This is a genomic window from Thalassospira sp. (assembly GCF_040218635.1).
Taxonomy (GTDB): Bacteria; Pseudomonadota; Alphaproteobacteria; order Rhodospirillales; family Thalassospiraceae; genus Thalassospira.
The window spans coordinates 84,984-98,146 of the sequence record NZ_JAVJRB010000013.1; the positions used below are offsets into that span (position 1 = coordinate 84,984).

The window sequence follows — 13,163 nt, forward strand, 5'->3', positions numbered from 1 at the left end:
TTCAGGGTCAAAGGAATAGCCCGTGTCAATGAGTGCCGATTGCGTCCTGTTTGTTGACGATGATGCAGATGTGCGAGAAGCCGCACAGCAAACACTTGAACTTGCCGATATCCATGTCGAAGTCTTTGCAGATGCCCCGTCGGCCCTGACCCGCCTGCGCAAAGGATGGTCCGGTGTTGTGGTTTCGGACATTCGCATGCCGAAAATGGACGGGCTGGAATTCCTCACCGAAGTCAGAAAAATCGATGCCGAAATGCCCGTGGTCATGATCACCGGCCATGGTGATGTGGCAACGGCCGTAAAGGCAATGCATGACGGTGCATTTGATTTCATTGAAAAGCCGTTCGATCCCGATCTTTTCATCGATATCACCAAACGCGCGATGAGCCACCGCAAGCTTATCCTTGAAAACCGCACGCTGAAAATCGAACTGGCCCGCCATACCAAAAACGCATCGGACTTTATCGGCCGTAACCCGGCGATGGAAAAACTCCGCACATTGATTGGCAATATCGCCAGCACCAATGCGCATGTTCTGATCAACGGCGAAACCGGATCTGGCAAAGAAGTCATTGCGCGCAATCTGCATGCGATGTCCGGGCGCGCAGGCCCGTTTGTTGCGGTCAATTGCGGCGGCATGCCCGAACATCTGATTGAATCCGAACTGTTTGGCCACGAAGCTGGCGCCTTTACCGGGGCGGATCATAAACGCATCGGCAAGTTTGAATTTGCCGATAAAGGCACGATTTTCCTTGATGAAATCGAAAGCATGCCCCTGGCATTGCAGATCAAGCTTTTGCGGGTTTTACAGGAACGTGCCCTTGAACGGCTGGGCTCCAACCGGTTGCAACCGATTGATTTGCGTGTGGTTGCCGCCACCAAGGTCGATCTGCGCAACGCATCTTCGCGCGGTGAATTTCGCGAAGATTTGTATTATCGCCTGAATGTCGTGCAGCTTCACATTCCACCACTTCGTGACCGCAAGGATGACATTCCGCTTTTGCTGGAATATTTCACCCGCGATGCTGCCAAACGGTTCGAACGGACTGTAAATCCCGTTACCGCGGCTGAAATGGCGCAGTTCAATGCCCATGACTGGCCGGGAAATGTCCGTGAATTGCGCAATGCCGCTGAACGCCGTGCCCTTGGCCTTGACCCCTTGGCAAGCGGAAATGACAGTGCCGGGCAAAGCACATCATCCCTGCCCCAACAGGTCGAGGCATTTGAAAAAGGCCTGATTATTGAAGCGTTGCGCGAACATGGCGGTAATGTCACCGCAACGGTCAGCGCATTGGGTGTTCCGCGCAAAACGTTTTACGACAAGCTGACCAAATACGACATCACACCTGCCGAGTTTCGCCAGTCCAGATGATGACCCCGGAATGAACCCGCCAACTAGGCGGGTTTTTCTTTACCCATATCAAAAACCTATCCCAAAGCCCTGTGCGGAACACCACACATCGCGCGAAATATTGTGTGTGAAAAGCCCAACAAAACAGCAAATTATGCTGCATTGCGGCACCTCTGAAATCTACTCAACTAGCTGATTAACAAAGATATTTCACACATTCAGGAAACTGGCCCACGCCTTGCTGATAGAGGCCCAGCGCCAAACGGCGTTTAGAACGACGCCACCAAATGGCGCGCTATCGGGAAAACGCAGATATCAAAAAGGGAGACATTTTGATGCGTCCTATCACCAAGCATATCCTCGCAGCAGGCGTTGCCGCAGCAGCTCTTATGGGCACCCACGCGGCATCCGCGCAGGAAGTCATCAAGTTTGCACATGTTGTCGCACCGAACACCCCAAAGGGTCAGGGCGCGGAATATTTTAAAAAACGTGCCGAAGAAATCCTCGGCGACAAAGTTGTCGTTGAAATCTATCCGAACTCTCAGCTGTTTGATGACGACAAGGTTCTTGCCGCCATCCTGCGTGGTGATGTTCAGTTCGGCGCACCGTCGCTTGCGAAATTCGGCAAATGGACCAAAAAACTTCAGGTCTATGATCTTCCGTTCCTGTTCAAGGACATGGACGCTGTTGGCTGCTTCCAGGATGGTGAAAAAGGTCAGGAATTGCTCAATGCCATGGCACCCAAAGGCCTTACCGGCGTTGGGTATTGGCACAATGGCTTGAAACAGCTTTCGGCAAACAAGCCGCTGCGCGCACCTGAAGATGCCGCGGGTCAGAAATTCCGTATTCAGTCATCTGACGTGATCGCAGCCCAGTTTGAAGCCATCGATGCGGTTCCGCAGAAAATGGCTTTCTCGGAAACCTATTCGGCCCTTCAGACCGGCGTTGTTGATGGTCAGGAAAACACCTGGTCGAACATCTATTCGAAGAAATTCTTTGAAGTTCAGGACTACATCACGGAATCCAACCACGGTGTTCTTGATTACATGGTCGTGACCTCGACCAAATGGTGGGACGGTCTGGATCCTGAAATCCGTGCCGGTCTGACCCAGGCAATGAATGAAGCCACCGAGTACGGCAACAATCTGTCAGCAGAACTTACCACCGAACAGCGTCAGGCCGTGATTGATTCGGGCGAAACCGAAGTCCTGCAGCTTGCCGATGGCGATTTCACCAAATGGCAGTCTGCAATGAAGCCGGTCTGGGATGAGTTTTCTGGCGATATCGGCCAGGACGTCATCGACGCCGCAGCAGCGTGCAACTGATCCGTACTTTTTTCCCAACATCATCGGAAAAGGGCCGTTCAAAATGATCTCAACGGTCGTTAACCGGCTGGAGGAGGGCTTTATAGCCCTCCTGCTCGCCTCCATGACCACGCTTACCTTTGTAAATGTCGTCATGCGCTACGTTTTCAGTTCTGGTCTGACCTGGGCAATGGAAACGACTGAATTTCTGTTTGCCTGGCTGATCCTGTTTGGCATGTCCTATGGGGTCAAGGTTGGATCGCATATCGGGGTGGATGCCCTTGTCCGACTGTTCCCCGACAAGGTTCAGCGCGTCATTGGCCTGTTCGTTGTTGCGGCCGGACTTCTGTATTCAAGCTGGTTGATCATTGGCGGCTGGGAACTGGTCAGCTTCAACCACATGCTTGAAATGGAAGCCGAAGACAGCCCGGTCATGCTGTGGTTCGTCTATCTGATCATGCCTGTCGGTGCCGGGTTGCTGGCATTTCGTCTGGGACAGGTCGGCTGGCGCATCATTACCGGCCAACAGGTTGGCTTTAATCTGGCAGACGAAGCCCGCGAAGCGATTGATCAGCTGAAACAGGCTGGCACCGCAGCAGCGGCCGATGGCGATACTTCCGCCAGCACGTCAAAGCCAAATTCATAAGCCGGACGGGGGACATATAAATGACTATCGCATTCCTGTTTATCCTGCTGTTCGGCATGATGGCACTGGGCGCACCGATTGCCATTTCGCTTGGTGTATCGTCACTGGCCACCATCTTGATGTTTGGCGATGACAGCCTTGCCACCTTGGCAGAAAAACTTTTTGGCGGGATGGAACACTACACCCTTCTTGCCATTCCTTACTTCATTCTCGCATCGGCATTCCTGTCGACCGGGGGCGTTGCACGACGCCTGATCCGCTTTGCCATTGATACGGTTGGCTGGTTCCCCGGTGGCCTTGCCATGGCATCGGTTCTGGCCTGTATGCTGTTTGCCGCTGTTTCCGGGTCAAGTCCGGCGACCGTGGTTGCCATCGGCTCCATCGTCATTGCCGGTATGGTGCGTGCGGGCTATCCGCAAAGCTTTGCTGCGGGTGTGATCTGTAATGCCGGTACACTTGGCATCCTGATCCCGCCATCCATCGTGATGGTGGTCTATGCCGCCGCGACCGAGGTTTCGGTTGGCCGCATGTTCCTGGCCGGGGTCATTCCGGGCATCATGGTTGGCCTGATGTTGATGATTGCGATCTATATCGTCGCACGCATCAAAAAACTGCCAAGCCAGCCCCGCCCGACACTTGGCGAATGGGGTGGTGCGCTGTTTTCGGCATCCGGCGGGCTTTTGCTGGTTGTTCTGATCATGGGAGGCATTTATGGCGGTGTCTTCACACCGACCGAAGCTGCTGCTGTTGCGGCCTTCTATGCCATGTTTGTGTCCGTGCTGTTTTACCGCGACATGGGCCCGATCAAGGAACAATCCTGGGCCCCGGAAAACGGTAATACAGGCATTGGTAGCCTGATTGCGCATAACGTGCCGAAAATGGGTAAGGCGTTGGCGTTGGTGCCGTTTGACAAGGACGTGCGTCATGTCCTTCTTGAAGCGGGCAAAGTCACGATCATGCTGATGTTCATCATCGCCAATGCGATGTTGTTCGCCCATGTTCTGACCTCCGAACGCATTCCTCATACCATTGCTGAAACCATCATTGGCTGGGGTCTTCCGGTCTGGGGTTTCCTGATTGTCGTCAATATTGTTCTGTTGATTGCCGGTAACTTCATGGAACCGTCGGCGATCCTTCTGATCATGGCACCGATCCTGTTTCCGATTGCCATGCAGCTGGGCATTGATCCGATCCATCTGGGCATCATCATGGTGGTCAATATGGAAATCGGCATGATTACCCCGCCTGTCGGACTGAACCTGTTTGTGACATCCGGGATTACGGGCATGCCGTTGCTCAAGGTGGTCAAGGCTGCCTTGCCATGGCTCATGATCCTTTTGGGCTTCCTGATTATCGTCACCTATGTTCCGGCGATATCGACCTGGCTTCCGACAACCCTGATGGGGCCAGAACGGATCATGACCCACTAATCGGGTTTGGCACGGTTAAGACATTTTGAAGCGGGCGGCATTTCACACAATGCCGCCCGTTTTCTTTTTGACTGCATAGCAGCTATACCCGTGATCTTGTTTAGACGATTGGAAGATCCATAAATTTTGTGGATAATAGGGTTTCTTGAATCGTTTCAGGTTGCTACCACACGATGCGACGTCGTTTGCACGTTCCGGGTGTCAGGACCGATGCCGCCATGATTGCCAATGCTGTTTTCCCCGTTCAAATTCGAATGCGGTAATGTGCGCCCACCCTTTGGCAAGCAGGTTTCGTGTTCTGCACTGAACATCGTTGGATAAGCGCCCCACCTGCCACCAATGAAACGGAACGCAAACCTATGGCCTTGAAGACCCCGAATACATCGCCAGATAGTGGGCCACAAACTGCACCGGATTCAAAACGTCTGGCCATTTTGCTGGCAGCATTGATTGCAACCGCCCCGTTTGCAATTGACACCTATCTGCCTGCGATCCCGGCAATGGCCGCCGATTTTGGCACACCGACCCATGCGGTCGAAGTTTCCATTAGCACGTTTTTGATCGGCTTTGCCTTTGGTCAATTGATTGGCGGGCCACTATCGGATCGCATTGGCCGTCGCCCTGTCGCCATGGTCGGGCTTGTCATTTACATCATCACAAGTGCGATCATTACCGGTGTAGAAAGTGCAACCGCACTCAATGTTATGCGGTTCATTCAGGCGATTGGCGGTGGTTTTGCCCTTGTTGTGGTCGGGGCGTCGGTGCGTGATCTTTATGACGGCAAGGAAGCCGCGCGCATGTTCGCGCTTATTGCCGTGATCATGATGATCGCCCCGCTTGCCGCCCCCACGGTCGGATCCATTCTTTTGGTCTGGTTTAACTGGCAGGCGATCTTTGTGCTTCTGGTCGTTTATGGCAGCGTCATGCTGGTGATTGTCGGCTTCAAGATGCCCGAAACGACCAAACTCCGACCCAGATATGCCGGACCGGCCAGACGTGTCTGGTGGACCTATCTTGAAGTCCTGCGCACCCGAAAGGCGGTTGGCTTTATGCTGACCCATACCGGGGCCAGCGCTGTGATGTTCAGTTTTCTGACCGACAGCCCGTTTATGTATATCGACTTTTTTGGCGTCGCACCGTCGCAATTCCCGTATTTGTTCGGCGCGAATATCGCCATCATTGTTTTGTGCAATCGCCTGAACAACCCGCTGTTACGGCGCATGGAATTGCACCAGATTCTTAAAATCGGAGTGGGTATTCAGCTGTGCGCTGTCATCGGTTTGTTTCTTGCCATCAATGTGTTTGAGCCAAGCCTTTATAGTGTTGTACCGCTGATCATGTTTTCAGTCGGCATGATTGGCTTGACAGCACCCAATGCCACGGCATCCTTTATGCAGTATTTCCCCCATATCGGCGGGACAGCAACCGCATTGATGGGCACCATTCAGTTTGCCACGGGGGCGGTTGCCGGGATGGTCATTGGCCATTTCCATGATGGTACTTTGCTACCCGTGACAATTTCGATGCTGGGATTCGGGATTTTTGCCAATGCGATGGTGCACTTCGTTGCCGAAGCAAAACCGACAGACATCGCATCGGAACTCCGTGAACAAACCGCACGACACGCCACCAAATAAGATATCAAATCAGAACGGAAGGATCGCCCAAATGGCAAAGATGAATTTCAACGATTATGGCCGCTGCATGGCGGCCTATAACAGTTGGCAAAATGGCGTTCTGTTCGAGCTGTGCGAACAAATTGGCGATGACGAACGGCGTTTGGACCGCAATATGTTTTTCGGGTCCATCCACAACACGCTGAACCATCTGCTTTACATTGATCTGCGCATCCTTGGCATTCTGCAAACCGGTCAGGCCGGGGCGTATGACGCCTCCACCATCGTTGCAGACGATTTCGCAACCCTGAAAGCCCGCCGCAGCGCAATGGATGATGAAATTGCCGCGTTTGTAGATGCAAAAGATCACGGCTGGCAGGATGAAGTCCGCGAATTACAGGGACTGGATGGCGTGATCCGCAAACTGCCGCGCCAATTGTTCCTGATGCAGCTGTTTAATCATCAAACCCATCACAGATCGCAAATCACCAGTGAATTGCACAAAATGGGCCTTGATTACGGCATCACGGACGTCCCCTTGACGCCCGATCTGCCATTGCCGTTAAAAGTCTAAGTGCCGCTTTAATCCCGGTTCGAAATAGCGGGATTATTTGCCGACAAAGACAGCTTTGCGTTTTTCAAGGAACGCGGTGTAGCCTTCCTTGAAATCGGCACTGTCAAAGGCACGGTAGCCTTCATCAAACTCACGCGCATCAATCGCCCCCCCCTGGCGCAGGCGATTGATCATTTTCTTGTGCAGGCGCTGCGTAATCGGCGCACCACCGGCAATCCGGCCTGCGGTTTTGCTAACTTCGGCGTCAAAATCAGCCAGCGGCACATGCCGGGCGACAAAGCCGATTTCCCGTGCGCGTTCCGCATCAAAAACCTGCCCTTCCAGCAAGATTTCAAACAAAGCCGCCTCGCCCAGTAAATCAAGCATGATTTCCAGTTCAGGATAGCCAAGCGTCGCGCCAAGCTTCATCGGCGGCACAGCAAATTTGGCGTTATCGGCCGCAATGCGCAGATCGCATGCCGATGCCAAGACAAAAGACGCCCCCATACACGGCCCGTCAATCGCTGCAATCACCGGATGGGTACAGTTCTGGATGGTTTGCAATGCTTCGGCATGGAGCATCCCGTAATCACGCGCCTTTTCAAATCCGGCACGTTCACGGACAAATTCATGGATGTCTGCCCCGGCGCCAAACCCGACGCCCTCGCCACCGCGAATGACCACACAGCGCAGATCGATATCATCAGACAATTTCTGCGCGATGCTTGCCAACGTCCCCCACATCGGTTTCGTCAGGGCATTTTTCCGATCTGGCTGACAAATGGTGATTGTCGCAATGCGATCAGCCACAGTGACGTTCAATCCGGTTTGCTCAGACATGACATTTCCTTTGGGGCTTCGAATGGTGGTTTTGGACAACATTTAATTTGGTATTGCTATACCGAATAAACCCAAATGCCGGTTTTGCCAATGCCTGACACACCGGGATCATCTTTCAAATCGCCGCAAGGAAACAATCCGCCACCTTGCAGCCCCCAAAAGATCACGCCCTTACCCTTCTCACAGCCTTTTCAATCGTTTGTTCGTAATGCACCAGTGGCGGTTTGATACCGTGAACAAACAGTTCGCGCCGGACATCATGAGATGTTCCGGTCAAGATGACCTGCACACCGCGCTCTTTGGACTTTTGCGCCAGACTTGCCAAGGTGTTCGCCGCCGTTGAGTCAAGAAACGGCACCGCTGCAAAATCAATGATCAAAGCACGATGGGTATCCGAAATCTGTTCCAGCACCGACTTGATCGACGCTGCCGCCCCGAAAAAGAACACGCCCGAAATCCGGTAAACCATAATATCGGGATCTGTCACAGGACCGATACCAGACAATGCTTGCGCTGCGCCCTCCCGGTCCGCCTGATCTTCAACAACGAACGGGGTATGACTGGCAATGGCGGTGGTTTTTGACATCCGCTGGATAAACAGCACCGCGCCCAACGCAAAACCAACCACGATGGCTTCCATCAGATCACGGAATATCGTCAGAAGGAACGTCACCAAAAGAACCGCTGCATCCCCGCGCGAGGCCCGCAAAAGGGTGGCAAAGGCATGTTTTTCGATCATGTTCCACGCAACAACAGCCAGCACCCCGGCCAGACAGGCCAGCGGAATGAAACTTGCCAGTGGTGCAGCAATGAGAATGAACATCAGCAAAAACAATGCATGCAGGATCCCGGCGACGGGTCCATGTGCTCCTGCGCGAATATTGGTCGCTGTTCGCGCAATCGTGCCAGTAACACACATTCCGCCAAACAATCCCGATGCGATATTGGCGACTCCCTGTGCCACCAACTCGCAGTTGGAACGGTGACGCCGTCCGGTCATGCCATCGGCCACGACAGCAGACAACAGCGATTCAATCGCACCAAGCAACGCAAAGGCAATCGCATTGGGGATAACCGCCTGGACCTTGGTCAATGAAAACGCCGGCAACACCGGAACCGGAAATTCGCTTGGGATACCGCCAAACACAGTTCCGATCGTTGATACCGGCAAGCTAAACACAGCCGTCACCGTCGCAGTTCCTGCGACGGCGATCAACATACCGGGCCAATGTGGCCTAAGCCGTTTCAACCCGACAATCACGACGATTGTCGCGCCCGAAAGCATTACCGTAACCGGGTCGACACCGGGAAGAGCAGCCCAAATCATTGGCAGCTTATCCAGTAACGGTCCCGGTTCAGGACCAGACAAGGTCAATCCCAACAGATCTTTGACCTGACTGGAAAAAATGATCACGGCGATGCCTGCGGTAAAGCCAACCGTCACCGGATAGGGAATGAACTTTATATACGTACCAAGTTTAAGCCCACCAATTGCCATCAGGATAAAGCCCGACATAATCGTCGCGATAATCAGCCCGTCGATGCCGTGCATCTGCACCGTACCAGCCACCAAAACGATAAAGGCCCCTGCCGGTCCGCCGATCTGAAACCGGCTGCCGCCAAGCAGCGACACCAGAATGCCCCCGACGACCGCAGTATAAAGGCCCTGCGCCGGGGATAGTCCCGATGCAATCGCAATCGCCATGGAAAGCGGCAGGGCGACAATCGCCACCGTCAGTCCGGCAATGGCATCCGCCCGCAATTGCGCAACCCCATATCCCTCGCGCAGGACAGTGATAAATTTCGGGGTAAAAAGATCAACATATCCGGGATCGGAAACCGGTTTGGTTTTGGTCGTTTCAATTTTCATTCTGTCCGGCGGCCTTGTGAAAAGGCGGCGGGATCGTCGGCAAGCGTCGGCGGTCTCCGTCGCAAATGATGTTGCGGTTTATTCTTCGCCCGGCCCGGTATCTTGGGCGGGTCGTATTTCTGGTTCCTTCAAGCGCACACCACGACCAGTCGCGATGCTTGGCACGTTATCCCCGATCAACTCGATCCCGGCACGGTCAAGTGCCTCAACCACTTTGGCCAGCGTATCGACCACACCGCGCACATTGCCCTTGCTGGACTCCATTCGCTGGATGGTCGGCACCGAAACCCCGGCCATTTCAGCCAGTGTTTTCTGATCAATACCCAGCAATGCACGCGCCGCGCGCATTTGTCCTGCGGTAATCATAAAGCGAACCCTTTATTGGAACCTAACAGAAGCCTACCAAAACGCATCTGAAACAGCAATTATGATACCTCAGATATCATTGGTGATGCTTTGAAACAGCATTTCACAATTTGCGCTGCTCCCATTCTTTACTCATTCTCGTTTTGGCCACGCCACAGCTACAAACCTGACCAAATGGTCAGCGGCTTTTCTTTGCGCTTTTGGGCAGAAAGCGTTAAGAGGTGCGCAAATATTCGATCCGGAAAGGTAAAGCCGCCATGACCAACGACAAGCCGACCGCGCATTGTTCTTATGCTGCCAAAACCGTTGCCAAGATTTTGCTCGATATCGGAGCGGTTAATTTCCGCCCGGAAGAAGCTTATATTCTGACATCCGGCTGGGCCAGCCCAGTCTATATTGACTGCCGTAAACTGATTTCATTCCCGCGTGCACGTCGTAAGGTCATCGAACTTGCCGCCCGTCAGGTATCTGACGCCGCCGGGTACGAAGCATTTGATGCGGTTGCCGGTGGTGAAACGGCCGGTATCCCTTATTCCGCATGGTTGGCCGATGTGCTTGACCTGCCGATGCAATATGTCCGCAAAAAGCCAAAAGGCTTTGGCCGCAAAGCCCGCATCGAAGGCGACATCCACGAAGGTCAGCGCGTTCTTCTGGTCGAAGATCTGGCAACCGATGGCGCATCGAAAGTCAATTTCGTCAATGCCATCCGCGAAGCCGGTGCAGAATGCAAACACGCCTTTGTTGTCTTCTTCTATGACATCTTCGAAGGTGCGCTTGACGAATTGCGCAAGGACGATATCGAAATGCATTATCTCGCAACCTGGGCCGATGTTCTGGCCGTTGCCGAAGAAGGCGAATATTTCAGCAAGGATGCCATCGAAGGTGTGCGTTCTTTCCTGAACGACCCGATTGCATGGTCCAAGGCCAATGGCGGCAAGCACGACTAATCTTGCGCCAGTCTGGAAAGATCATAAAAACGCCCGCTGAAAAGTCAGCGGGCGTTTTTTATGCGTGCTGGTCCGGCTTCACCAAACCGATTTTACCATCAGTTCAGTTGCCGGATGCCACCAAATGGACAGAAGGCAACATCCCGATCCGATGCGACAAATATCCCTTTTTGTCTGCAATGAACTTCTGCATTTCAGCCTGATAACTGCGCGGCACGGCGTTCTGAACGACCTCATGTTCTGATAGCCTGACCGACCAGCCGCGAAGGTTCTCCATACCCGCAAACAAATCCCGGTTAAGGGCGATTGCAAATAATGCAAACGGTCTGAAGATGGTGGCAAAGACAAAATCCAACAGCATCAAGGGGCCATCGGACGGTGCTGCGCCCGCCTCGTGTTGTCGTGCAATCAATTCCAGTTTTCCGGTCAGTTGATGCATCGTCAGATCAACCTGTTCTTCTGTCATATCCTGATAAATCAACCTTGCGGTCAGTGCCAATATCTCCTCGCCAATGGCAATTAGACTTCGATGCACTCCCCGTGCATAGGGATCGGACGGGAAAAGGTTTTTGCCCGACAAATCGTCGAGATATTCACAAATCGCCGCAGCCTCAAACAGAACCCTTTTATGATCCACCACCAAGACAGGCACTTTGCCGGTCGGACTTATCTCAAGCAACCAGTCGGGCTTTTGATCTAGCAAAATATCAACACGTTCATGGGGGATCGAACGTGCTGCCATCACCATTGAAACGCGCTGGACATAGGGGCACAAGCGATGCCCGACCAAGCGAAAATGCGGGTACATGAAACATCCTCTGACTTTGGGGAATTCAAAAGCGCCCGGCCTCACTGAAACCGGGTGCTTTACCACGCGATCAGCCCATAAAATGAATGTTGAGCTTGTTGCCATCTAGATCGCGGAAATATGCGGCATAAAACCCGTCATCATTGCGCGGTCCGGGTGCTCCTTCAGATGATCCGCCAAGCGAAAGCGCCTTGTCATAGACATCATCCACCTGTTGGCGAGATTCCCCGCGCACCGCAATCATGGTGCCATTGCCAACCGATGCGGCCTTGCCATCAAACGGGATATGAATGGAAAAACAGGGCGATGCGAAATCCTTGCCCCAGACAATAAAGTCTTTCACTTCCATCACGCGTCCGATGCCCAGGCATCCAAACAGCGCGTCATAGAATGCCCCGGACTGATCCAGATTGTTCGTTCCAAGCGATGTATAACCAATCATAAAAACCTCTCATCTCTAAATCCCAACCTCGAAGAGACAGAGATAGCGGGTTGCAAATTTGCAATGAATAGGCAACTTTGAAACATAAGATTGCAAATTTGGAATACTCTGAAATGGATTGGAATTATGTGAAATCCTTTCTCGCAATCGCCGAGACCGGATCACTCGACAGCGCATCACAAAAATTGCGCATCAGCACCACCACCGTTTTCAGGCATATCCATGCATTGGAAAAAGAAACCGGAAGCCGATTATTTGATCGGGTGCGCGGGCAATATCAATTGACCGATGCCGGTGTGGAAATGATGTCGCCAGCCCGGCAGATCATGAACAGCTTTGATACAATTGATGCCAAAGTTTCCGGGCGCGACCAGTCGCCGAGCGGGCTGGTGCGCATTACCGCGCCGACAAGTTTTTCATATTTCCTGTTACCCGACTATTTTGCCCGTTTTCATATCGAATACCCTGACATTCAGCTTGAACTCATGACAAGCAATCAGGAATTCAACATGACCCAACGCTACGCCGATATTGCCATCCGGGTCGCACAAAACCCGCCGGAACATCTGGTCGGCCAAGAAGTCCGCACCTTAAGCTGGGGCATCTATGGTACCGAAAGTGATGCGGCCACTGATGATCTAAGTACCTTGTTTTCAAGCACCTTTATTGGTGCTTGTGGAACATTACACAGCCATCCGGTTTTCAAATGGCTTGAAACGCGGTGTAGCGAAACAAAGCAGCATCAGTGCGATGATCTGGTGGCAATGGCCCATCTGGCACGTGCCGGAAATGGCCTGGCGTGCTTGCCAACCGATCTTGCCATACCGGGCCTAAAGCTCCTTGCACCCTTAAACGACATTGCGTCGAACAAATTATGGGTTTTAACCCATCCTGATCTTCGCCATATCGAACGGATTAAACAGTCCATGCGATGGATCAGTAAATCGCTTCGATCTGATCCACGCCTTTCACAGGCCGTGTAATTCAACG

Annotated in this window: 13 protein-coding genes; 8 read left to right on the top strand and 5 right to left on the bottom strand. The window is 52.9% G+C overall.

Features of this window, described 5'->3' with window-relative positions:
* The first annotated feature begins 22 nt into the window (after window positions 1-22).
* The 6 genes from RIC05_RS19560 (at window position 23) to RIC05_RS19585 (ending at window position 6,921) form a co-directional block, all read left to right on the top strand.
* Window positions 23-1,372 (top strand): sigma-54-dependent transcriptional regulator, encoded by a 1,350-nt coding sequence (locus RIC05_RS19560; RefSeq protein ID WP_350047090.1) that lies wholly within the window; start codon window positions 23-25, stop codon window positions 1,370-1,372.
* Between the two features lie 314 nt (window positions 1,373-1,686).
* Window positions 1,687-2,676: a TRAP transporter substrate-binding protein gene (locus RIC05_RS19565; RefSeq protein WP_350047091.1), complete on the top strand. Its 990-nt coding sequence runs from the start codon at window positions 1,687-1,689 to the stop codon at window positions 2,674-2,676.
* Window positions 2,677-2,779: 103 nt separating this feature from the next.
* A complete protein-coding gene (locus RIC05_RS19570) occupies window positions 2,780-3,301 on the top strand; it encodes a TRAP transporter small permease (protein WP_350043866.1) in 522 nt (173 codons plus the stop codon).
* A 20-nt stretch (window positions 3,302-3,321) separates the two neighbouring features.
* Window positions 3,322-4,731: a TRAP transporter large permease gene (locus RIC05_RS19575; RefSeq protein WP_350047092.1), complete on the top strand. Its 1,410-nt coding sequence runs from the start codon at window positions 3,322-3,324 to the stop codon at window positions 4,729-4,731.
* 359 nt (window positions 4,732-5,090) lie between these two features.
* Entirely contained in the window at window positions 5,091-6,368 is a 1,278-nt protein-coding gene (locus RIC05_RS19580; RefSeq protein ID WP_350047093.1) for a multidrug effflux MFS transporter, read from the top strand.
* 31 nt (window positions 6,369-6,399) lie between these two features.
* Window positions 6,400-6,921, top strand: coding sequence for a DinB family protein (locus RIC05_RS19585; protein WP_350047094.1), 522 nt, complete (start codon window positions 6,400-6,402; stop codon window positions 6,919-6,921).
* 33 nt (window positions 6,922-6,954) lie between these two features.
* Here the strand turns inward: RIC05_RS19585 and RIC05_RS19590 are convergent, their stop codons facing one another.
* From RIC05_RS19590 to RIC05_RS19600, 3 genes are all read right to left on the bottom strand, one after another.
* On the bottom strand, window positions 6,955-7,740 hold the full coding sequence (locus tag RIC05_RS19590; RefSeq protein WP_350047095.1) for an enoyl-CoA hydratase/isomerase family protein: 786 nt from the start codon (window positions 7,738-7,740) through the stop codon (window positions 6,955-6,957).
* A gap of 163 nt (window positions 7,741-7,903) precedes the next feature.
* Window positions 7,904-9,610 (bottom strand): SulP family inorganic anion transporter, encoded by a 1,707-nt coding sequence (locus RIC05_RS19595; protein ID WP_350047096.1) that lies wholly within the window; start codon window positions 9,608-9,610, stop codon window positions 7,904-7,906.
* Window positions 9,611-9,688: 78 nt separating this feature from the next.
* Window positions 9,689-9,976 (bottom strand): helix-turn-helix domain-containing protein, encoded by a 288-nt coding sequence (locus tag RIC05_RS19600; protein WP_350043872.1) that lies wholly within the window; start codon window positions 9,974-9,976, stop codon window positions 9,689-9,691.
* Between the two features lie 257 nt (window positions 9,977-10,233).
* On the opposite strand from RIC05_RS19600, the gene RIC05_RS19605 reads away from it, so the two are divergent.
* Window positions 10,234-10,923, top strand: a complete 690-nt coding sequence (locus RIC05_RS19605; protein ID WP_350043873.1) for an orotate phosphoribosyltransferase — start codon at window positions 10,234-10,236, stop codon at window positions 10,921-10,923.
* A 103-nt stretch (window positions 10,924-11,026) separates the two neighbouring features.
* Here RIC05_RS19605 and RIC05_RS19610 read toward each other — a convergent pair whose 3' ends face one another.
* Both RIC05_RS19610 and RIC05_RS19615 read right to left on the bottom strand, forming a co-directional pair.
* A complete protein-coding gene (locus RIC05_RS19610) occupies window positions 11,027-11,731 on the bottom strand; it encodes a glutathione S-transferase family protein (protein WP_350047097.1) in 705 nt (234 codons plus the stop codon).
* Between the two features lie 70 nt (window positions 11,732-11,801).
* Window positions 11,802-12,173 (bottom strand): VOC family protein, encoded by a 372-nt coding sequence (locus tag RIC05_RS19615; RefSeq protein WP_350043875.1) that lies wholly within the window; start codon window positions 12,171-12,173, stop codon window positions 11,802-11,804.
* A 113-nt stretch (window positions 12,174-12,286) separates the two neighbouring features.
* Between RIC05_RS19615 and RIC05_RS19620 the strand changes: the two genes are divergently transcribed.
* A complete protein-coding gene (locus tag RIC05_RS19620; protein WP_350047098.1) occupies window positions 12,287-13,156 on the top strand; it encodes a LysR family transcriptional regulator in 870 nt (289 codons plus the stop codon).
* The last annotated feature ends 7 nt before the right edge of the window (window positions 13,157-13,163 follow it).

What these genes read in the sequence shown, in the direction of transcription:
- RIC05_RS19565 (WP_350047091.1), top strand. Translation starts at nt 1,687, where the DNA reads ATGCGTCCTATCACCAAGCATATCCTCGCAGCAGGCGTTGCCGCAGCA.
- RIC05_RS19570 (WP_350043866.1), top strand. Translation starts at nt 2,780, where the DNA reads ATGACCACGCTTACCTTTGTAAATGTCGTCATGCGCTACGTTTTCAGT.
- RIC05_RS19575 (WP_350047092.1), top strand. Translation starts at nt 3,322, where the DNA reads ATGACTATCGCATTCCTGTTTATCCTGCTGTTCGGCATGATGGCACTG.
- RIC05_RS19580 (WP_350047093.1), top strand. Translation starts at nt 5,091, where the DNA reads ATGGCCTTGAAGACCCCGAATACATCGCCAGATAGTGGGCCACAAACT.
- RIC05_RS19585 (WP_350047094.1), top strand. Translation starts at nt 6,400, where the DNA reads ATGGCAAAGATGAATTTCAACGATTATGGCCGCTGCATGGCGGCCTAT.
- RIC05_RS19590 (WP_350047095.1), bottom strand. Translation starts at nt 7,740, where the DNA reads ATGTCTGAGCAAACCGGATTGAACGTCACTGTGGCTGATCGCATTGCG.
- RIC05_RS19595 (WP_350047096.1), bottom strand. Translation starts at nt 9,610, where the DNA reads ATGAAAATTGAAACGACCAAAACCAAACCGGTTTCCGATCCCGGATAT.
- RIC05_RS19600 (WP_350043872.1), bottom strand. Translation starts at nt 9,976, where the DNA reads ATGATTACCGCAGGACAAATGCGCGCGGCGCGTGCATTGCTGGGTATT.
- RIC05_RS19605 (WP_350043873.1), top strand. Translation starts at nt 10,234, where the DNA reads ATGACCAACGACAAGCCGACCGCGCATTGTTCTTATGCTGCCAAAACC.
- RIC05_RS19610 (WP_350047097.1), bottom strand. Translation starts at nt 11,731, where the DNA reads ATGTACCCGCATTTTCGCTTGGTCGGGCATCGCTTGTGCCCCTATGTC.
- RIC05_RS19615 (WP_350043875.1), bottom strand. Translation starts at nt 12,173, where the DNA reads ATGATTGGTTATACATCGCTTGGAACGAACAATCTGGATCAGTCCGGG.
- RIC05_RS19620 (WP_350047098.1), top strand. Translation starts at nt 12,287, where the DNA reads ATGGATTGGAATTATGTGAAATCCTTTCTCGCAATCGCCGAGACCGGA.